General features: G+C 70.0%; 13 protein-coding genes. 3 read left to right on the forward strand and 10 right to left on the reverse strand.

Features of this window, described 5'->3' with window-relative positions; genetic code table 11:
- Positions 1 to 48: 48 nt before the first annotated feature.
- The 3 genes from Pla163_RS02220 to Pla163_RS02230 all read left to right on the forward strand — a co-directional run bounded on the left by Pla163_RS02220 (position 49) and on the right by Pla163_RS02230 (position 4,470).
- On the forward strand, positions 49 to 1,218 hold the full coding sequence (locus tag Pla163_RS02220; RefSeq protein WP_145182904.1) for an ATP-binding protein: 1,170 nt from the start codon (positions 49 to 51) through the stop codon (positions 1,216 to 1,218).
- 436 nt (positions 1,219 to 1,654) lie between these two features.
- On the forward strand, positions 1,655 to 2,059 hold the full coding sequence (locus tag Pla163_RS02225; protein WP_145182907.1) for a BlaI/MecI/CopY family transcriptional regulator: 405 nt from the start codon (positions 1,655 to 1,657) through the stop codon (positions 2,057 to 2,059).
- The gene (locus tag Pla163_RS02230; RefSeq protein ID WP_145182910.1) at positions 2,056 to 4,470 is read left to right on the forward strand and encodes a M56 family metallopeptidase; all 2,415 of its coding nucleotides are present in this window, start codon (positions 2,056 to 2,058) and stop codon (positions 4,468 to 4,470) included. Before Pla163_RS02225 ends, Pla163_RS02230 begins: the two co-directional genes overlap by 4 nt.
- Positions 4,471 to 4,641: 171 nt before the next feature.
- On the opposite strand, the gene Pla163_RS02235 is transcribed toward Pla163_RS02230, so the two are convergent.
- The 10 genes from Pla163_RS02235 to Pla163_RS02280 form a co-directional block, all read right to left on the reverse strand.
- On the reverse strand, positions 4,642 to 6,348 hold the full coding sequence (locus tag Pla163_RS02235) for a Mur ligase family protein (protein WP_145182913.1): 1,707 nt from the start codon (positions 6,346 to 6,348) through the stop codon (positions 4,642 to 4,644).
- A 4-nt stretch (positions 6,349 to 6,352) separates the two neighbouring features.
- Complete coding sequence (cphA, locus tag Pla163_RS02240) at positions 6,353 to 9,148, reverse strand: cyanophycin synthetase (RefSeq protein WP_145182916.1); 2,796 nt, start codon at positions 9,146 to 9,148, stop codon at positions 6,353 to 6,355.
- A 1-nt stretch (position 9,149) separates the two neighbouring features.
- A complete protein-coding gene (locus tag Pla163_RS02245; protein WP_419186223.1) occupies positions 9,150 to 9,998 on the reverse strand; it encodes a cyanophycinase in 849 nt (282 codons plus the stop codon).
- Positions 9,999 to 10,236: 238 nt separating this feature from the next.
- Complete coding sequence (locus Pla163_RS02250) at positions 10,237 to 11,604, reverse strand: hybrid sensor histidine kinase/response regulator (RefSeq protein WP_145182920.1); 1,368 nt, start codon at positions 11,602 to 11,604, stop codon at positions 10,237 to 10,239.
- Positions 11,605 to 11,610: 6 nt separating this feature from the next.
- Positions 11,611 to 13,557 (reverse strand): ATP-binding protein, encoded by a 1,947-nt coding sequence (locus Pla163_RS02255; protein ID WP_145182923.1) that lies wholly within the window; start codon positions 13,555 to 13,557, stop codon positions 11,611 to 11,613.
- A 3-nt stretch (positions 13,558 to 13,560) separates the two neighbouring features.
- Positions 13,561 to 14,082, reverse strand: a complete 522-nt coding sequence (locus Pla163_RS02260; protein WP_145182926.1) for a hypothetical protein — start codon at positions 14,080 to 14,082, stop codon at positions 13,561 to 13,563.
- Between the two features lie 94 nt (positions 14,083 to 14,176).
- The gene (locus tag Pla163_RS02265) at positions 14,177 to 15,502 is read right to left on the reverse strand and encodes a hypothetical protein (RefSeq protein ID WP_145182929.1); all 1,326 of its coding nucleotides are present in this window, start codon (positions 15,500 to 15,502) and stop codon (positions 14,177 to 14,179) included.
- Between the two features lie 21 nt (positions 15,503 to 15,523).
- A complete protein-coding gene (locus Pla163_RS02270) occupies positions 15,524 to 17,416 on the reverse strand; it encodes a DUF7305 domain-containing protein (RefSeq protein ID WP_145182931.1) in 1,893 nt (630 codons plus the stop codon).
- 117 nt (positions 17,417 to 17,533) lie between these two features.
- Positions 17,534 to 19,405 carry a DUF7305 domain-containing protein gene (locus Pla163_RS02275; protein ID WP_145182934.1) on the reverse strand — a complete coding sequence of 624 codons (1,872 nt, stop codon included), beginning with the start codon at positions 19,403 to 19,405 and terminating at the stop codon, positions 17,534 to 17,536.
- 224 nt (positions 19,406 to 19,629) lie between these two features.
- Positions 19,630 to 21,516, reverse strand: coding sequence for a DUF7305 domain-containing protein (locus tag Pla163_RS02280; protein WP_145182937.1), 1,887 nt, complete (start codon positions 21,514 to 21,516; stop codon positions 19,630 to 19,632).
- Positions 21,517 to 21,728: the final 212 nt, after the last annotated feature.

Genomic DNA, 21,728 nt, shown 5'->3' on the forward strand with positions numbered 1-21,728 from the left:
TGTCAAGATCGAATTTTGAATCTGCCGATGGGCGGGTAGCGTGCAGCCATGATCCACCGCGACCTGAGCCCCCTCCTCGAGGCCTCCGCCTCGCGCTTCCCCGTCGTCACCCTGACGGGCCCGCGGCAGAGCGGGAAGTCGACGCTTTGTCGCGGCCTCTTCGGGCATCTTGGCTACGTCTCTCTCGAAGCGCCCGACACACGGGACTTCGCCCGGAACGATCCGCGCGCCTTCCTCGGACAGTTCGAAGCGGGCGCGGTCCTCGACGAGATCCAGCGCGCTCCCGAGCTCGTCTCCTACCTCCAGGGCATCGTCGACGACGACCCCACCCCGGGGCGCTGGGTCCTGACCGGGTCCCAGAACCTCGCGCTCCTCGAGACGGTGGGGCAGTCGCTCGCAGGTCGGACTTCGATCCACCATCTACTGCCACTGTCGCGCGGCGAGGTGGTGCGGTTCGTGCAGCATCCGACGACACTCGAAGAGGCGATCTGGTCGGGAGGCTACCCGCGCATCTTCGACCGTGGACTCGACCCGGGCGAGTGGCTCGCGAGCTATGTGGCGACCTACGTCGAACGCGATGTTCGTTCGATCTCGAACGTCACCGACCTCGTCGCCTTCCAGCGCTTCATCGAGCTGTGCGCCGGTCGGGTCGGACAGATCGTCAACGACCAGGCGATCGCGTCGGACTGCGGCATCTCTCAACCGACGGCCAAGTCTTGGCGGAGTGTGCTCGAGGCGAGCTTCGTCTCGTTCAGGCTTCCGGCCTTCCACCGCTCCCATCGCAAGCGCCTTGTGAAGTCACCGAAGCTGCACTTCTACGATTCGGGCCTCGCCTGTTGGCTGCTCGGCATCCGCGAGCCGGGTCACCTGCGCTCACATCCGCTCCGAGGAGCACTGTTCGAGTGCTGGGTCGTGACGGAGGTCCTCAAGGCGCGTTCGAATCGGGGTGAGCAGCGCGGTCTCTCGTTCTATCGCGATCGGGACGCCGTCGAGGCCGACCTGCTCGTCGAACGGGTCGGTGGCGGAGTCGTGGTCGAGATCAAGTCGTCCGCGACCCCGAACTCGCACCTGTTCGATGGCGTGAGGCGCGTCCGTGAACTCCTCGCTGGGGATGAGAATGTGTGGGACGGACGCGTCGTGTATGGAGGCGAGGCAGAGCAGACCCGCTCCGCAGGAGAACTCGTTCCCTGGTCACGAGTCCACGAGTTCGATTGGTGAGCGCGCCGGGTTCGCGTCACCTCCCGTTGTCGTTCCGCGCAGGAGGGTGCTCGGGTCGACCGGGGGACGAGGGCCGGCTCGCGCGCGGCCCGTCGCCCCGGCAGGTTGGGCGTCCGTCCTGTCGCCCAGGATCTCGCCGCTCCCGCCGTTCGAGCAGCGGCGAGGCCGATCGAACGCGCGGCGCGGGCAGGCGCCGCTCGCCGCAGACGGGGCCGATGCGCGTTGGGTGCGCTCAGCACCTGGGGAGACGCGGTCCCAGGGAGCGGGACCGGCGCCGAGTCGGAGTGCAGACCGAAGTGCTTGAAAGCGAACAGGTTCGGTCGAACAGTAGCTCCGTTCGGCCCGTGTGACGACACTTTGTCGCCCGTGTACGACGAATTGTCGTAGGTTCGGGGCTCGGCGGTCCGACAACCGTTCGGAGCCGCCCACCCGACCCATGACACGACACCACCTCGCCCCGGCCGAACTGGCCCTCATGGAGCGCCTGTGGGACGCCGGGCGCCAGACCGCCCGCGACCTGCGCGAGGCCCTCTACCCCGGCTCCACCCGCGCTCAGCACGGCACCGTGCAACGGCTCTTGCAACGGCTCGAGGACAAGGGCTTCGTCGCGCGCGACGCGACGCTGTCCGTCCACCTGTTCGAGGCGGCGATCGGGCGCGAGGCCTACGCCGGTGAACAGCTCGAGTCGCTGGCGCGCAAGCTGACCGGCGGCTCGCTCGCGCCGTTGCTCACGCACCTCGTCGACGAACACCGCATCAGCGCGGACGAGATCGCGCGGCTGCGGCGCGTGCTCGACGCGGCCGGCGCGACGAACGACGACACCGAGGAGGACGCCTCGTGAGCGAGTTCCTCCTGACCGTCGGCCTCAGCAACCTGCTCCTGTCGCTGGTGCTCGGCGCGGCCGCGTGGTGCGTGCAGCGGCGGGGGAGAACTCCGTGGCTCGCGCACCTTCTGTGGATGCTCGTGCTCGTGAAGCTCGTGACGCCGCCGCTGGTGACGGCGCCGCTCTTCACGTTCGCGAGTGACGCCGCGGCGACGACGGCGCAGCTCGACGACGTGTCGCTCGCGCGCGGGACGGGTGCTGGTCTCGCAGCTCTTCCCGCGTTGGGCGAGCGAGCGCCACTCGCCGCCGCCGACCCGACGCCCTCGAACGGCCCGACGCTGGCCGCGGTCGCGACGTCGATCGCCCTGTGGATCTGGGCCCTGGGCAGCTGTGTGGTGCTCGTGCTGTCGCTCGCGCGGATCACGCGCTTCGCTCGCCGACTGCGCGCCTCGGCCAGCCCGGCCGACGATCGGCTCGTGCGCATGGCGACGCACCTGGCGAAGCGCCTCGGTCTGCGCCGCACACCGCGCCTCGTCGTGGTGGACGCCGACCTCGCGCCGCTCGTGTGGTGGCTCGGCGGGCGCTCGGAGGTGGTGCTGCCGCGCGCGATCGTGGACGGCCTCGACAGCCGCGCGCTGCGCCTGGTCGTGGCGCACGAACTGGCCCACCTGCGACGCCGCGACCATCTGGTGCGCTGGGTCGAGTGGGCCGCCACCGTCCTCTTCTGGTGGAACCCGGTGCTGTGGCTCGCCCGCCGCGGCCTGCGCGAGAACGAGGAGCTGTGCTGCGACGCGTTGGTCCTGTCCGCGCTCGACACCGATCCGAACACCTATGCGACTTCGTTGCTCGACGCGCTCGAGCTCCTGGCGACCCCGGCGCTCCGCCCGCCGGTCGTGGCCAGTCAGATGACCTCCGGCGGCTCCTTGGAACACCGACTCACCATGATCGTCAACGCATCAACGCTCGCGGGTCCGTCCCGCCGACTGCGCGCCGTCGTGCTCGCCGTCGCCGCGCTCGTCCTGCCGCTCGGCATCGCTTCCGCCCAAGCACCCGACTTCGACGCCGTCGGCGCGCGGCTGATGGAGGCGGTCGAAGCGGGGGAGCTGTCCGAGGCCCAGGCCAGAGCCATGTTCGGCGCGCTCGCGGAAGAACACTTCGGGGCGGCGCTGGAGTCGCGTCGGGGTGCTTCCGATCGGGGTCAAGGGGAGGCTGGCACGCTCCGCGATCGAGCGGTCGAGGCGAAAGTCCTCGAGGCGGTCGAGCGCGGCCTGATCTCTCGCGAGGACGCGAAGCGCAAGCTCGCCGAGTTGCATCGCACCGTCACCGAAGAGCTGCCGCACGAGCACATGGCCGAGCTCGAGCAGCACTACGCGCAACTCCAGGCCGAGTTGAGCGCGCTCGTGAAGGCCGGCCGCATCTCGAAGAGTGACGCCCAGCAGAAGTTGGACGGAATGCGGCACGAGCTCCTCGGAGAGAAGGACATGGCTGCATCGAAAAAGCGCTACGCCGAGACCGAGGCGCGAGTGCGGACCATGCTCGAGTCCGGGTGGATCTCGAAGGCGGACGCGGAGGCACAGCTCGCCGAACTGCGGCAGCAGCTGTTCGGCCCGGATCCGATGGAGGTGCGCAAGAAGCGCTACGCCGAGGCCGAGCGGCGGATCGGGGCGCTCCTCGAGTCGGGCTTCATGTCGAAGGCCGAGGCCGTACGAGAGCTCGATGAGTTTCACCGCGAGCTGTTCGGTTCCGCCGACGACGCGGCGGGCAAGAAGCGTTACGCCGAGGCCGAGGCGAAGGTGAAGGCCGCCGTCGGAGCCGGCCTGATGGGCCCGAACGAGGCTGACGACCGCCTCGAGGCGCTGCGACTCGAGATCTTCGGGGCGCCGAACCGCGGCAGTGGCACGACCCAGATACTGCACGAGATCGGCTACGTCGACACGATCGACGAGGATCTCGAGTTGCTGCAAGAGATCGGCTACGTCGACACCGTGGTGGAGGACCTCGACCTGCTCCAGGAGCTCGGCTACGTGGAAGAGTCCTTCGAGGAGCGGTCCAGCGACACGGAGTTGAAGCTGCTCGAGCTCGAGACGGACGTGCTCGAAGTCGAAGTCGACCTGCTCCAGGAGCTCGGCTACGTGGAAGAGTCCTTCGAGGAACGGTCCAGTGACACGGAGTTGCAGCTGCTCGAACTCGAGACGGACGTGCTCGAAGTCGAAGTCGACCTGCTCCAGAGCCTCGGCTACCTCGACACCGTCGTCGAGGAGATCGAGTCGGAGGAAGTCGTCGAGCAGCCCGTCGTGCAGGAGCAGCCGATCCTGATCGAGAAGGTCGTCGTGACCGAGGATGCCGGGACGATCGAGGAGAACGTGCTGATCGAGGTGGCGGTGGACGCGTCCGCGAACGCAGGGCACGTCAGCACGCTCGAGCAGTAACGCGAGGAGTTGCACGCGCGCCTCGATGCGTACCTCGCGAGCCGTCGTCGGGGCGGAGTCGCGCCGACCATCGAGATCATCGAGGTCCAGGCCTCGGACGAGTAGATCGATGCCGCCGTGGGGCATCCGTGCTCCACGGCGCTGCTCGACCGCCCGAGCGCTGCGAACCGGTCAGCGCTCTGGGTCGGCGGCGCCCGCGGCCTCGACGACGAGGTCGCGCGCCGCGTCCCGCGCGCCGTGCACCAGCGCGACCAACACGTCGCCCGGCTCGAGCCACGCGAGCGCGCGGCGCACCGCTCCGAGCTCGTCGCCGGCATCCTCGATGCGCTCGGCCGCGGCGCCACACTTCAGCAGTTCGTCCCGGATCATCCCCGGGATCTCGCCCGGTTCGCGTCCGCGCAGGTAGCTGGCGAGTTCCTTGACGAAGACGCGATCGGGCTCGGCGCGCCAGGTCTCGCGGGCCAGCCCACGGATGCTCTCGTCGTCGCGATCGCCGGCCTGACCGACCAGCACCGCGAGGCGCGTCGGCCGCATCGAGCGCGCGGTCGCGAGGATCGCGGCGAAACCGTGCGGGTTGTGCGCGAAGTCGAGCAGCACGTCGGCTCCGTTCACGCGGAAGCGTTCGAGGCGACCGGGGTTGTCGTCGGGATGCGAACCGAAGCTGCGCAGGGCCGCCGCGATCGCGCCGTCGGGGATGCCGAGCTCGCGCGCGATCGCCGCCGCCGCCAGCGCGTTCGCCAGGTTGTGCCGGGCCGCGCCACCGAGCGCCACGGCCACCTCGTCGACGCGGCACAGGGTCGTCGCGTCGGCGCCGCGGGCCAGGACGATCTCGCCGTCCACGACCAGGGCCGCGCGCCCGCCGTGTTCGAGATGCCCGTTCAGCGCCGATGTCTCGGGCGTCAGCGTGAACCACACGATCTCATGCGTGCCGGCGGCTTCGAGTGCTCGACCGCGCTCGGCGACCAGCGGGTCGTCCGCGTTCAGAACCGCCACCGGCGCCACGCTCGTGACGACGAACTTGCCGTCGGCCAGGGCTTCGATCGATCCGACGCCCCACTCGCCGAGGTGGTCGGCCGCGACGTTCAGCACGGCCGAGACGTCGGCGCGTTCGACGGCCAGTCCGCGGCGCAGCATCCCGCCGCGCGCGGTCTCGAGCAGGCCGATCGTCGTGCGGCGATCGCGCAGCACGAAGCGCGCGCCGCCTGGTCCCGACCAGTCGCCGCGATCGAGGACCTCGTCGCCGACGCGCACCCAGTCGGTGGAGGAGAAGCCGGGAACGTGCCCCGCGGCGCTCGCCATCGCGGCCAACAGGCGCACGGTCGTCGTCTTGCCGTTCGTGCCGGTGACGAGCGCGCACGGAACGTCGTGCACCGCGTCCCAGTCGATCGCGTCGGGCGCGGGCAGCGCACCGGTCGCGTACGTGCGCGAGCCGGTGCCCAGCCCGACCGACACGTGGTCGTCGTCCCACATGAACGCCACGCCGTGCTCGGCGGCGGCGGCTCGGAGAGCGAGTCGCGGCGGTTCGACCTCCTCCGCGACGAGGGCGCCCAAGCGCGCGACCTCGCCCGCGAGCGGCGGGTTCGCCTCGCCGCCGAGGCTGCGGACGGCGCGTTCGAGCGCACACTCGTTGATCTCGGTCGCGGCGTAGAGCGCGTCGATCGGGCCGTCGAACGCGAGGCTCGCACCGCCGTCGAAGACACGCGTGTACAGCGTGCTCGCGGTCCACCCGAGCGCGTCCAGCAGAGCGCGCACCTCGCGCCGCCAGGCCGTCACGCCCGCGGCGCTCTCCGCGGGGGCGACGCGGACGTCGAGCACCGCCCCCGGACCGGACCAGAGGATGTTGGCGCCGGTCAGGCGGCGCGAGTCGACGAGCTCCAAGGTCTCAGTCCTCGAGTTCCTCGGGGCGCGCGAGTCGCACGCCCCGTTCGTCGCGGATGATCTGGTCCGACGCGGTGAGCGTGACCTCCGGCAGATCGCCGATCGAGAAGCCGTGGCCCGACTTCGCCCCCGACTGCACGGTCGACGCCGTCCGTCCGGGTGCGAACTCGGTGATCTGGGTCCAGCAGCGTTCGATCTTGTCACCGAAGACGAGCAGGAGGTCGCCCTTGCCCGCGCGCGACAGCGCCGATCCGAGCGCTTCCACCTCGTCGGGGATGACGGTGATCGCCGCTTCGTCCACGCCAGCATCCAGCAGAGCCTTGCGCAGGATCGCCGGCACCTCGTCGCCGTCGCGGCCGCGCAGGCTGTCGTCGCGGCGACACACGTAGGTGTCGAAGTGTCCGGCGCACAGACGCGCCATCTCGGAGATGTCCTCGTCGCGACGGTCGCCCGGTCCGGCCAGGACCACGTGTCGCCGACCTTCGACGTCGATGCGGTCGGTCAGGTCGACCATCGACTTCACGGCCGCGGGATTGTGTCCGTAGTCGAGGATGACCTTGAACGGGTGCTGGTCGTAGATGTTCATCCGGCCGGGGGCTTGGACGAACGTCGTGTCGAACGTCTGCAGACCGAGGCGGATCTCGTCGAGACTGACGCCCATCGAGTACGTGATCGCGGCCGCGAACATCGCGTTCTGGACGTTGTGCAGGGCCTTGCCCTCGAGCGTCGCCGGGATCGCGTGCGACCACAGGATCGGCAGGTGCGCACCCGCGTCGTAGAGCGTGATCATGTGGCCGGCCATGCCCTGCTCGAGGACGATCGCACGCCCGCCGGCGAGGATGTGTTCGCGCACGAGGCCGTGCGCGGGATTCATCGTCACGTAGCACAGGTGCTCGGCCTTCGTGTAGTCGGCCATCCGCAGGCAGTGCTCGTCGTCGGCGTTGAGCACCGCCGTGTCGCGCGCGATCTCGACGACCGTGCGCTTGACCTCGGCCAGCTGCTCGAGCGTGTCGATCCCCTTCAGTCCGAGGTGGTCGGACTGGATGTTGAGGCACGCTCCCACGTTGCAGCGCTTGTAGCCGATGCCGCGCCGCAGCATGCCGCCGCGCGCCGTTTCGAGCACCGCCACTTCGACCGTCGGATCGCGCAGGACCATGCGCGCGGCCTGCGGACCGGTCATGTCGCCCTCGACGGTCTTGTGTCCATCGATGTAGACGGCGTCCGTCGTGGTCAGTCCGACGACCTTGCCCGTCATCTTGAAGATGTGGGCCGTCATGCGCGACGTGGTCGTCTTGCCGTTCGTGCCGGTGATCGAAGCGATCGGGATGCGCGACGGCGTGCCGGGCGGGAACAGCATGTCGAGCACGGGACCAGCGGCGTCGCGCGGCTTGCCCTCGGAGGGCGCCACGTGCATCCGGAAGCCCGGCGCCGCGTTGACCTCGCAGATCGCGCCGCCGGTCTCGCGGTGCGAGAGGCTGATGTCGGTCGTGAGGAAGTCCACGCCGCCCACGTCGAGTCCGACCGCCTTGATCGCGCGCACGGCCATCGAGCGGTTCTCGGGGTGGACGATGTCGGTCACGTCGATCGCCGTGCCACCCGTCGAGAGGTTCGCGGTCGAACGCAGGTAGACGATCTCGTCCTTCTTCGGAACGGACGCGGGCGTGTAGCCCTTCTGCTCGAGCAGGCGCAGCGCCTGGTGGTCGAGCTCGAGTCGCGTCAGCACCTTCTCGTGTCCGATGCCGCGCCGCGGGTCCTGGTTCGTGACGTCGACCAACTGTTCGACGGTGCTCGTGCCGTCGCCGATCACGTGGCCGGGGACGCGCTTGCTGGCGGCGACCAGCTCGCCGTTCACGACCAGCAGGCGGTGGTCGAGTCCGGTGATGAAGCTCTCGACCAGGATCGTTCGGGCGTGCTCGCGCGCGTGGGCGAAAGCGGTGCGCACCTCGTCCTTCGTCTTCAGGTGGATCGACACGCCGCGGCCGTGGTTGGCGTTCAGCGGCTTGACGACCACGGGGAAGCCGATGCGCTCGGCGGCGTTCGCGGCTTCGTCGGCGTCGTAGACCATCGCCTGGCGTGCGACGGGCAGTCCGAGGTCGCCGAGCAGCTTGTTGGTCTCCTCCTTGTCGGAGGCGATCTCGACGGCGATGTGCCGCGTTTCACTGGTCACCGTGGCCTGGATGCGCTTGCCGTACACGCCGTGCCCGAGCTGGACGAGGCTGTACTTGTTGAGGCGCAGCCACGGCACGTTGCGTTCCTCGGCGGCGCGCACGAGCGACGCGGTGCTGGGTCCGAGTGCGCGTCGTTGCGCGAAGCGGATGAAGCGGTCGCGCTCGTCCTCGAAGTCGAGGTCGTCCTCACCGCCGACGCGCTCGCGCAGGTCCTCGGGCAGGAGGCTCAGCAGGAGGCGCATCGCCAGTCGACCGGCGGCGAGTCCGACCTCTTCCTGCTCGTAGGTGTAGACGACGTCGTACTCGCCGGGCGTTCCCGTGCCGCGCGTCTTGCCGAAGCTGACGTTCGCGCCGGCGACGTTCTGCAGCTCGATCGCGACGTGCTCGAGGATGTGACCCATCCAGGTGCCGCCGTCCTCGACGAGGCGCCGCAGGAATCCGCCCGGTTCACCGTAGGAACAGCCGTGCTCGGCCAGGGTCGGCAGCGCGCGCGTGAGTCCTTCCGTGAAGCCACTGCCGAGTTTCCCCGACGGCCACAGTTCCAACTCACCGAGCTGGATCGTCAGGCGAATGACGGGGAAGAGGGCGTAGTGGTTGGGACCGATGTAGACGTTGCGTCCGACGACCTTCATGTCAGTTCGTTTCCAGGGCTTCTTCGGCCGCGACGGCGCGCCGGGTCGTGATGTCGTAGGTCCCGCCCTCGGCGAGCACGTGCAGGCGGATGTTGACGATGGAGACGGGATCGTTGCGCTTCGCCGAGTCCATCGACGAGAAGCTCATCTCGCTCGGATCGACGACCGTGATCGCACCACTGCCCACGACCTCGATCGTGTCGTCCGGCGCGATGAAGGCGGCCGTGTCCTCGTCGAGGCCGATCCCGATCGGGCGCGGGTTGTAGGCCAGCGACGTGAGCAGGCGTCCGAGGCGGTCGCGCTGTCGGAAGTGTTGATCGATGATGACGTTCTGCGTCAGGCCGAGGCCCGGTGCCAGGGTCACCATGTCGCTGCGCGGCGTCGACCCCTCGTCGCCGTACGCGATCATGTGCTCGGCCATGATCGAGGCGCCCGCGGAGGTGCCGGCCACGTGCAGCGCGCCGGTGCGGTTGCGCTCGCGGATCATCTCGGCGACGGACGTGCCGCCGACCGTGGTCGAGATGCGCAGCTGGTTGCCGCCGGTCATGAAGACGCCGTTCGCCGACTCGAGTTGCGCGAGCCAGTCCTCGCGCTCGCAGTCGCTGCGCTTCTCGAACGGCAGAGTGAAGACCTCGCCCACGCCGATCTCGGTGAAGATCGTTTCGTAGCGCGGTCCGGTCTCGGCCAGGCGCGATGCGGTCGGGATCACCGCGATGCGCGCGTCCTTGCCGCCGCAGATCCGCGCGAAACGCGAGAGGATCTTCGGTGTCCGGAACTTCTCCTCGGCGCCGCCGATGGGGACGAGGTAGCCGCGGTCGGGGTTCGGTCGATCGTTCGTTCGTGCGCTCAAGCTGACAGTGCGGTGGGGGCCGTTCAGGCACGCGCACACCGCTCGTCGGCTCGGCCGCTACGGGTCACGAACTCTTCGCCCGCACGATCGGACTCGTGGGACGACACCGCCACGCCCGGATCGGTCCGGAGCGTGGCGCGGGTGGGGGGGCGGGGCGCGTCGCGACGATCATCGCGGTGCCCGCGTCCCTTGGCAAGCGGATCCGGGCGTCCGGGTGGACCGGACGCGGGCGGCGGGGTCAGGCCGCCGTTCGCAGCTTCAGTTCGATGCCGTCGAGCGAGCCGGGATCCAGTTCGACCCGGATCTCGGTGCCCTGCCCGTCGCCCGTGCGGACCTCGAGCGAGGTCCCGTGCAGTCGCGTCAGCTGGCGGGCGAGCGGCAGGTAGAGCCGCGGCTCGCCGCCCTCGGAGCCGTCGCTCGCGTCGAAGGGCTCGAACATCGTCTGCTGCTGGGCCGGCGTCAGCACGAGCCCCGGCACCTTGATCTCGACGACGAGGCTGTCGTGATGGAGCGAGCCCTCGCGCGCGAGCGAGACGACGGCCTCCACGACGGGCGTCGAACCCTCGGGCTTGTCGTCGCACGCCAGGTCGATGGTGCCGCGCACGAGGTTCTCGAAGAGGCTCCGCAGGCGACCGAGGTCGCCGTGCACCGCTTCTGGAAGGACGCTGCGCTGTTTGAGCGCGAAGGTGGCGCCGCGTAGGGTCGCGTGGCTCGTGCCGATGTTCTCGATCGCGTTCAGGAGGTCGAAGAAGTCGAGCCTCTCCTGCTGGAGACGGGCGTCGCCACTCTCGAGTTCGTTCAGGTCGACGATCTGCTCGACCAGTTCGGCGAGGTCCTCCGCCTCGGGCGCGATCCCGCGCAGCATCGCGGCCAGGCTCGGATCCTGGGCCGCGGTCTCGAGAGCCGAGTGCAGGTCGGTCGCGATCTTGCGCGCGGGCGAGCCGAGCGCGGCGCCGGCGCGCTTGATGAAGTCGCGCTGCGCCTGGCTGTACGCCTCGGCCGTGGCCTTGTCGGACGCGAGCGCGCGGTTCACCGTCTCCAGCGAGGCGGTGTAGGCGCGGATCTCCTCGATGTAGAGCTTCTCGCGATCGTGGGCGTTGCGCTTCGCCGTCAGGGCGAGGGCCATCTGCTGGACCTCGACCGCGTCGAACGGCTTCTTCAGGATCAGCAGTTGGTCGGTGCGACCGAGCTGATCGAGGATCTCGTCGTACGAGTAGTCGCTGAACGCGGTGCAGACGACGACCTGGAGGTCGGGGTCGACCTTCCAGAGCTCGGCGATCGTCCTGATGCCGTCCCAACCCGGGGGCATGCGCACGTCGACGAACGCCATCGCGAACGGCTTGCGCGCGGCCGCTGCGGCCTGGACGTGTTCGAGTGCTTCCTGGCCCTGGCTCGCCGTCGTCAGTTCGTAGGCGCGCCCGGAGCTGGACGTCGTCGCGGCGCCCGGAGCGGCCGGAGCGTCGTCGCCGAAGAAGTCGTCGCTGAGGGCGTCGAGTTCGGCCGAACTCTCGCCGCTGCCGCCGAGGATCTTCTTGAAGTCCTCGTGGATCGACGGATTGTCGTCAACGATCAGGAGGCGCAGGTTGTCGTCGTTCGAAGGTCCCATGTCGGATCAAGCCGCTTGGGCTGCGGTCGGGGGGAGAGGGAGCTCGAGCACGAAGCGCGCACCGGTGCCGGGACCGTCGCTCTCCGCGAACAGGCGGCCGCCGAGCTCGACCGCGGCGTTCGCGGCCGAGTGCAGCCCGAAGCCGTGTCCGTGCTTCTTGGTCGTGAAACCGTGGCCGAAGATCTTCGCCAGGTTCTCCTTCGAGATGCCCATGCCGTTGTCGGTGACCTCCACGACGGCCTTGTCGCCCTCGATGCGCGTGGCCACCGAGAGGTGGGGGCGCGCAGTCGAGTCGCCGCCCTGCATCGCTTGGCGCGCGTTCTGGATCAGGTTGACCAGGATCTCGAGCAGCTTGTTCGGATCGAGCTCGATCTTGGGCAGGTCGCCGAAGTCGATGTCCATGTCGATCTCGCTCTGCAGGCTGCCCGCGCTCTTCGTCAGTTCGAGCGCCTTCGTAGCCACGTCGCGGACGTCGGTCGACTCCTTCAGCGTGCTCCGGATGGCGTAGGCCTGCTGCGATGCGACCAGTTCCGCGATGTGGGCGATGCCCTCGAGGACCTTGGTCTGTTCGGTCCGCACGGTCATGTTCTCCTCGACCAGTTGGGTCCGCATCGCCTTGAGGAAGGGCACGAGCTTGGCGCCGCGCGGGTCTTCCTTGATGAAGGTGTCGAGGTCCTGCTCGCGTTCGGCCAGGAGGTCGACGAGCTTTTCGAGTTGGCCGATGCGACTCTTGCGCACGGTCTCGTCGACGAGCTGCGAACCGATGCTGACGCTGTTCAGGACGTTGCCGACGTTGTGCAGGATGCCGGTGGCGATCTCGCTCATGCCGGCGCTGTGGGCGGCCTTGACCACGGCGGCGCGCGAATCGGCCAGCTTGTCCATCATCGAGTCGAACTCGCGGGCCAGCACGCCGAGCTCGTCCCTGCGATCGCTCTCGAGTCGGGCGGTCGTGCGATCGTCGGCACCGATGATCTTCGCGTGGTCGGTGACGCGCGCGACGGGCTTCAGCACCAGGCGGTCCAACAGGTGCAGCAGACCGAGCAGCAACAGCATGCCGGCGCCAAGGGTGCTGAACAGCGCGTAGCGGATCGTGAGCGAGCCCTGGGCGCGGATAGGGCGCGGCACCGTGGTCTCGACGACCAGGAGCGGCAGCTGCTGGTAGTCGTTGATGACGGCGTAGCTGACCATCTCGTCGTCGCTGCGTGCTTTCGTCGCGGGCCGCACGCCGGCGGTCGCGTCTTCCAGCAACTCCGGGTCGAGTTCCGCGGCGCTCTTCGTCCACAGCGGCCACGCGACGAGTTCCTGACCGAGTCGGCGGCCGAGTTCGTCCAGCAGGCGTTCGTCGAAGAAGCGCCCGAGGAGGACGCGACCGACCGTTTCGCCCGCCAGGTTCGCAACGGGTTCGGAGGCGACGTAGATCGCGCGATCGTTGGTGTTCGTGAATCCCGCCGGAGACTCGTCGATCGACTCCACGCCCTTCGTCGACTCGCGCACGTGGTGCAGCCAGGCCGTGCGCGGGTCGATCTGGTCGCTCGGGAAGCGATCGAGGCTGATCGGGCGCGAGCTGTCGTCGTCGGCGACAGCCTCCGACTCGCGTGCTTCCGCGGTGCGGTCGAGGGCCAGGTAGTCGACCACGGATCCGTCGGGGCGCACGACGCAGACGAAGTCGAAGGTGGATCCCAGGATCGCCGCGACGTCGATCTCGGGCGCGTTCGGGTTCGAGAGGCGTTCGCGAACGGCGGCGCTCCTGGCCAGGTCGCGGGCGCGGCTCTCGACGTTCGCGGACTCGGCTCGGATCAGCTGGAGGTTGCGCTCCATGTTCGCCACGGCCTGTTCGCGGTCGAGTTCCGCGAAACGAGGCTCGAGCACGCGCCGCTGCAGCGTGTGATCGACGACCACGTAGGTCGCGACCATGGCCAGGAGGACCAGGACGATGCGGGTGCGCAGGCTCATGGATCAGGCGGCGCGGCGGCTCGGCTCGTCGTTCTCGGCCGGGTCGCGCACGAGGGCGGCCGGCGTCGGCGCTTCGTGCAGGGTGGTCTTCGGATCGGCGGCGTTGGAGGCGCGCATCGGTGCCGCCACGGCGTCGATCAACGCGCACAGCTCGACCAGGTGGTCCCCGCGGCGCAGGCGGCACGGTCCGGGGTCCTCGCCGCGCAGCACCTGCGCGATCCAGACCTCGAAGCGGTAGATGGGTCCGACGAAGCGCAGCACGACCGACGTCCCGATCGCCAGGACGAGCGGGAGCAGCAGCCCCGCGCTGACGGCCAGTCCGACGATGAGCGAGCGGGTGAGGTCCTCGATCACCGCGGCGTCGCTGCTGTTGAGGGCGAGCGAGGCCTGTCCGACGGCGCGGTAGAACAAGAGGAACTGCAGTCCCAGGGCGAGCAGTCCGATGCCGCCGAAGGCCGCCATCAGTCGCAGTTGCAGACCGGGCCGCAGGAGGCGGAAGCGCCGCCGTTTGTAGGAGTTCTTCATGGGGACGCCCGAGGCATCGACGGCCGGGGCCCGTCGACTTGAGGGTGAGGAGTGGCTGGGGAGCCACAGGCGCGGAGGTGGTTCCGTCCGGGCCTCAGAGCAGCAGGGCCGCCCGCCACGCGGAGGCCTCGGGACCGGCGTCGAGTCCCGTCAGGGTCCGCAGGGCGCGCCAGGCCCGGCCCTGGGAGCGCGCCGAGTGGTGCTCCAGCTCGACCACGAGGCGGCGCGCGGTCCCGCTCCAACGCAGCTCGCGCATGCACAGGATCGCCAGGTCGACGACCTCTTCCTCGTCGCGCTCGAAGGCCTGCAGCAGGGCGTCGAGCAGCTCGGCCCGGTGCATCTTCTGCGGTGCGATCTGGATGATCAGCTCGATCGCTCGCTCGCTGTCGAGCCAACGCACGTCGTCCGCCAGCGTCGCGCCGTGTTCGTCCCACCAGGCGACGGACTTCGCGTGCCACAGTTCCCAACGTTCGGAGTCGGCGCCGAAGGGCAGGCCGGTGAGTTCGTGCAGGCCGAAGTGCGCGGCGCTGCGCACGCGCGTGTTCGACTGGGTCAGGAAGGCGATCAGCTGCTCGACGATGCCGTCGTCGCCGAGGCGTGCCAGCGCGATCGTCGCGAGCTCCATCTGGCTCACGTCCGCGGACAGGAGTCGACGCCGCAGGGGCACGAGGTCGGCCTCCTCTACGCGGCCGACGAAGCGCGGAGCGACCTGGCCCAGGACGGACAACAGCGGCTCCTCCGCCACGCGCGCCTCGAGGCCGCGCAGCGTGAGCATCAGATCGCGCGGCGACTCTCCGAGGGCGACGACGCGCGCCAGCGGCGCGATCCAGCCTTCAGGAATGCGGGTCGCGCGCGCGCCCAGTTCGGCCGACAGCTCGCTGTCGCGCAGTTGGATGTCGGCGAAGGCCGTCAGGGCCAACTCGCCGTTCTTCGAGCCCGAGGGCCGCGGAAGCTCCAACTCGTCCACCAGCTCGAGCAGCAGATCGGTCTGGCTCGAGGCGCCGATCCGGCCCATCAGGCGCAGGCCTGCGGCCGCCACCTGGGGCGGGTCGTCGCCAGCGAGGTTCGCGGCCATCGCGGCGTACTGCTCGGGACGCGAGACGCGTTCCACGGCGCGCTCGATCCGCGACCAGGCCTCGTCGTCGAACGATCGACCGCTCGCGGCGCCCTTCTCGGGCCGGTGCCAGTCGAGCACCAACGTGACCGTCGCGACACCGAGCTTGGCGATCTTCGCGACGGCGAGGTCGTCGTCGAGCGAAGGGTCGAGCTGCAGCAGCAGCGGTGCGAAGCGCGACGGGTCGTCGTCCTCGGGCGCGCGGACGAAGGGGACGAAGGGATCGACGGACGGCGCCGCAGTTGCTGCGGGAGCAACGGCGGAACCGACCGCGAGCAGGCCGAGGATGGTGGGGGCGAGGAACATCGGGACGCGAGTCCGGAATGGTCAGGGGTACAGGTCGATCGCGCGGTTGATGAGCCGGCGACTCTTGGGCGGCAGCCACGACGACGTGATGTTCGCCTGCAGTTCGGCGCGGACGCGCGGCTCCTTCAGGGCACTGATGAAGGGCTCGACCAGGATGCTGTTGGTCCAGATGGAGTCCCACGTCGCCGCGGGGATGTCGCCGGTCTCGAGCGCGGTCGCCCAGCGATCGCGATTGCCAGTCCCGGAGCTCATCGACTCCAGCATCTGGTTGTAGGCGCGCTTGAACATGACTTCGTCGGACGTGCCGCGATCGTCCGCGTCCTCCTCGTACTTGGCGAACTCGGGCACGTCCGGGGTCCTCGCGACCACGGGCAGGACCGCGTCGACGACTTCGCCGGTGATCGCCGCCAACGACGCTCCGCGGTAGGTGAACTCCTCGCCGTCCGAGTTCGAGAAGCGGAACGTCGACGCGGCGGCGATGCGCGAAGCGGCGACGGGCTGAGGCGTGTCGCCGCGCTCGCGGGCCGTGCGCACGAGGTCCTGTGCGATCAGCGCCCGTTCCGGAGCCGGGATCTGCAGCACCCGCCACGAGACGAAGCGGTAGCTCTTGGCGCGCAGTTCGATGTCCTCGATGCGGGGGTCGAAGACCAGCGTTGAGTCGTCGCCGACGGACAGCCCGAGCGCGGCGATGCCGCCCGTGATCGCGCTCCCGGCCGGCAGCGTGACCTGCGAGAACGGCGCGTACAGCACGCCGGCGAACGGCTGGGTCGTGCCCCACTCGACGGGTTGCTCCACGTCCTCGGCGCCGTCGCCGTCGCGGTCGCGCACACCGCGTCCGTCCACGAGGAAGAGAACGTCCGACGCCTCGCCCGAGGTGTTCTCGATCGCGCTGTTCGCCGCGACGCTCAGAGTGTCGCCGACGTAGACGTGCACCGGCCCGTTCGTGGTGTCGAGCACGAGCTTGCCGAGCGCCGGCACGCGCAGATTCTCGACGTAGACCGACGCGGGGCCGGTGATCGTCAGGACGGCCCGGCCGGCCAGGTCGATCGACTCGTACTCGTGCGTCCCGCTCGCCAGCGTCAGCTGCTGGCGCGCGGCCATGGCCAACGTCGCCGTCGTCGTCGACATCGGCATCGAGATCTCCGGGAGCTCGCGGTGGCGTTCCTCGGGCAGCATCGAGCCCTCCACGACCGCTCCGAGGATCAGGTCGACCAGTGCGCCCGGTCCCGGCAGTGCGCCGCCCTGGATCAAGGCGCCGAGTCCGAGGTGGATCTCGCCGTTGCTGCCGATCAGGGTCGGCGACGCTTCCTGCACGGGCAGGGGAGTCGGGAGGGCGATGCGTTGGCGTCCGCCGCCGAGGACCCCGCCGAGCACATCTTCGACCACGTCCTCGACGTCGTCCACGACGCCGCCCTCGTCGAAGGGCACGTCGAGCTGACTCACCTGCACGCTCTCACCCAGCTCGACCTCATGGCTCCCGAAGAAGCCGAACTCGCCGAGCGGAAGGCGCGGACGCTCGAGCGACTGGCACAGGCGGTAGGCCGTTCCGCCGTGCAGACCCGTGCTCGTCAGGTGTTGGACGCCGTTCGCGTCCTCGAGGCACTCGACCCACACGGCGCCGTTGCCGAACAGGGCCGGGATCTCGCGCGTCCCCACGTTGCCGCTGCCACCGGCGCGCAGGTCGTCGACCGCCTCGGCGATGCCGGCCTCCGCGTAGTAGAAGGCCATCTTCTGGGCCGACGAGGCGGACTGGTTCTTCCACTGGGCCAGACCGCGCTGCAGCGTGAGCACGCTCAGCATCGCGGCGCCCGAGACGAGCAACAGCGCGAGCGCGAGACTCGAGCCCCGTTCTCGACCCGCACCGGCGCGGGCCGTGGGCGGGAGGGCGAGGTGCTTCCGGGTCGAGGTCTGCATGGTGAGGTCCGCCGTCCCCGCGTCGGGGGACGTCCGCCTCAGTCCTCGGCCTCCCGGACGGCCCGACTTCACTCGTTCGCCAGAATTTCGGGCGAGCCTCCGCGCCGCCCTTCGCGCCTAGGGCATCAGGTCGAGCGCCGCCCGCAGGAACTGCACGGTCGTGTCCTGGTGCCCCGACAGTTCGAGGTACGCGTCGATGTCGCCGCGCACGCTCGGGTCGCCGAAGACGCTCGCGATCGGCTCGACGAGGACTCCATCGATCACGACCGAGTCCCAGGCGGCCTGGGGGATCTTTCCGGACTCGAGGGCGCTGACCCAATCCTCTTCGAGGTGACCCTTCGCGTACTTCCACGCGTTCTTGAAGGCCTTCGCCTCGTCATCGTCGTCGTCCTTGTCCTCGTTGTCGCTCTCGTACTTGCCAAACTCGGGCGCCGGATCGACCTCGACCTCGACCGGCAGGAGCGAGTCCACCAGCGACAGCGTGAGGTCGAGCAGACTCGCGCCCGAATAGGTCAGCGTCTCGCCCTCGGGCGTCTCGAAGCGGAAGCTCTCGGTGGCCGGGATGCGCGCGTCCTGGGCCAGCGGCAGGACGACACCGTCGCGCTTGGCGGTCGCGATCGGATCCAGTGCGAGGACCGCACGTTCGTCCGCGGGGATCGCGACGGTCCGCCACGAGATCGCCTCGAGGTCGCGACCGCGCACGTCGACGGCCAGGGCGCGCTCGTCGAGCTGCAGGGTGGAGCCGGGACCGACCGCGAGACTCAGCGCGCAGATGCCCCCGGTCCAGGCCGACCCACTCGGGAGCTCGACGTTCGCGTTCGGGGCGTAGAGGCAGGCCTGGACGGGATTCGCGTCGTTCCACTGCACGGCGCTGTCCGCGATCCCGTCGCCGTTCGCGTCGCGACCCCGGCGGCCGTCGACGAGCACGACGAAGCGCGCCGGGTTCGCCGTGGTGTTCTGCACGAGTCCACCCGCCTCGACCAGGAGCTCGCTCTCGACGTAGAGGTGGACCGGACCGTCCTGTGTGTCGACCACGATGCGGCCGCCGGAGGCGACTTCGAGCGACTCGACGAGGAGCGCCAACGGGCCGACGAGGTGCAGCGTCCCGCCGTCCGCGACGGTGATCGGCTCGTAGCACTGGGCACCGCCGTCGATCGTGAGGACGCCGGCGCCGTCGAAGATCGGGCTCGTCGGATCCTCGACGAACGGCATCGCGATCTGGGGCAGGCGGCGCTGATCCAGTTCGGGGACGCACGAACCGATGACCGTGGAACCGAGGGCCGACAGGATGCTCCCGTCGGGTCCTGGGAGGGCGTCGCCGTCGACGCTGACGAGAATGTCCAGGTCGATCGAGCCATTGCTGCCCAGGACGGGGAGCGTTTCGGCCGCGGGGGGCGGGGCGACGGGCAGGAGGATCTTGTTCTTGTCCTTGCCGTTGCCGTTGCCGTTGCCGTTCCCGCCGCTGTTCCCGTTGCTGTTCCCGTTGCTGTTCCCGCTGTTCCCCGGGCCCTGGCTCCCGCCGCCGAGCAGGCCGCCGAGCACGTCGTCGACGGCGCCGACCACGTCCTCGACGAGCCCGGGTTCGGCTTCACCGACACGCACGATCGAGCCTTCGCCGATCGTCACCCCTTCGCTCCCGAAGAAGCCCTCGCTCGCCAGCGGCAGCGCCGGTCGGGTGACGGACTGGCAGAGTCGGTAGGGCGTGCCGTCGTGGAGTCCCGTACTCGTGATGTGGGCGACTCCGGCCTCGTCCGTGACCGTCTCGACCCAGTAGCCGCCCGTGCCGAACAGGGCCGGCGCTTCACGTGTTCCGACGTTGCCCGAACCTCCCGAACGCAGCGCGTCGATCGCGTCGCTGATGCCGGCCTCGGCCATGTAGAAGGCCTGCTTCTGCGCCGACGAGCTGGCCTGGAGCTGCCACTGCTGGATCCCCTTCTGGAGCGCCAGCACGCTGATGAGCGCGGCGCTCGAGACGAGGATCAGCGCCATGGCGAGGGCGGAACCACTTCGCCGGTGCGAGGGCGACGTACGACTGATCGAGAGCATCGGGCTGGAGCGAGGGACGACGGGCGAGCCGGTGTCGGGCGGGACGCCGTTCCAGAACGATCGGTCGGGCCAGGCCGGCCCATTGATGACGAATTCGAAATTTGAAGACGCGGGGCCGCGCCGACCCTGATGGACGGCGCGGCCCCGCGGTCGGCCCTCTCGACCGATCAGGGCAAGAGGTCGAGCGCGGCCAGAAGGAACTGGGCCGTCGCGGGGTGTTGTCCGGCGTCGCTCAGGTGGGCGGCGATGTCGCCGCGCACGCTCGGATCGCCGAAGACGGACGCGATCGGTTCGACGAGCTGTCCCTGGTTCACCACGGCGTTCCAGGCAGCGGGCGGGATCGCGCCGGTCTCGAGCGCCGCCACCCAATCGGCGGGCAGATTGCCGAGGGCGTACTTCCAGGCGTGGTCGAATCGTTGGGACGCGAGAGGAGCGAGCGCCTTCGAGTGATCGGCGCCGTAGGCGGCGAAGACCGGCACGGCACCGAGCGCGTCGGCCGGGAGCGCGAGCACGGCACCGACGGTCGCGAGCGACAGATCGAGCAGGCTCGCGCCCGCGTACGTGAACGTCTCACCGTCCTCGTTCTCGAAGGCGAAGAGGTCATCGGCCGGCACGCGAGCCGCCGCCGCGTCCGGCAGCAGGCGGCCCTCGCGACGGGCGATCGCCAGCGGATCCCGTGCGAGCTCGGTGCGCTCGGGGCCAGGGATCGCGACGACCTGCCAGGCCAGGGCCACCAGGTCGCGACCTTCGATGCGGACGTCCTCGACGCGTTGGTCGAGCTCGAGCACCGCCGCCGCGCCGACGGCGAGCGTCCGGGCCACCACGCCGCCGCGCCAGTGGATCTGGTCGGGCAGGTGGACGTTCGAGTTCGGCGCGTAGAGCGCGAGCTGGACCGACTGCGGATCGGCCCAGGCGACCGCGTCGTCCGCGTCACCGTCGCCGCCCAGGTCGTCGCCCAGACTGCCGTCCACGAGGACCACGAAGCGCGACGGGTCGCCGGTCGTGTTCGCGACCGTCGCACCGAAGTCGATCGCCAGTTGGCGTTCGACGTAGACGTGGACCGCTCCGTTCGTCGTGTCCACCTCGAGGCGCCCACCGGGACGCACGGCGAGGTTCTCGGTCACGAGCGCGAGCGGACCGACGAGGCGCAGCGTGCGACCCGTGCCCACGGTGATGGGCTCGAAGCCGCGCGCTCCGCCTTCGATCTCGAGGTCGAGGGCGGCGGGCCAGACGGCCGGTTCGCGGTCCTCGACCTGCGGCAGCGCGATGGGCGGCAGGAGTCGCGGATCGCGCTCCGGGACCAGCGAACCGCTGACCTCCGAGCCGTTCGCCAGGTCCACCGAGCCTTCGGGACCGGGCAGGGCCGAGCCGGCGACGTTCGCGCCCGCGCCGAGCGCGATCGAACCGTCGCTCCCGAGAACCGCCGGCACCGTCGCGTCCTCGGACGGAGCCTGCGGCAGAGCGATGCCTTGACCGAGGCCGCCGAGCAGCCCACCCAACACTCCGGGCGCCTGGCTCCCAGCGTTCGGCGTCGCTTCCTGACTCGCGTCCGACGCCACGTACTCGACGCGCGTCCCCGCGCCGACCTCGACGCCGTGGCGCCCGAAGAAGCCCTCGTCCGCGAGCGGCAGGTGCGGGCGCGTCACCGCCTGCGAGAGGCGGTAGGCGTGTCCGTCGTACAGACCCGTGCTCGTGACGCGGGCGACGTCGTGGTCGTCGACGACCGTCTCGACCCAGAAGCCGCCGCTGCCGAAGAGCGCCGGTGTCTCACGCGTGCCGACGTTGCCGGAGCCGCCCGAACGCAGAGCGTCGATGGCTTCGGAGAGGCCGGCTTCGGCCATGTAGAAGGCCTGTTTCTGCGCGGACGACGCCTCTTGGCGTTGCCACTGTTGCAGGCCGCGCTGCACGGTGAGTGTCGCGACGAGCGCGGCGGCGGTGACCAGCAGAAGTGCCAGGGCGAGCGACGAGCCGCGGCGGCTCGGCGCACAGTTCGCGCTGACGACGAATCGAGACCGCGGCCTGGTGGCCACGTCTCGACGAGTGGAGTGGTGCATGGATGGTTCCATAGGAGGTGCGGGTTCGTTGCCTCGAAGTCCTGGACCTCCGCCACCGTTGTCGGTCGGCCCACGCGCTCCGCCGAAGGGCACCTCTTCGAAACTCCGCGCCTCGCACGCAACTCCTTGTCGGTCCACGCGCTGCACTGCCGGCCGTGCCCTGCGTGCGAGCGCGGGTCGGGCCTCGCGGGCCGTTGCCGTCCGCAAACCTG

Source organism: Rohdeia mirabilis (assembly GCA_007750655.1).
Classification (GTDB): domain Bacteria; phylum Planctomycetota; class UBA1135; order UBA1135.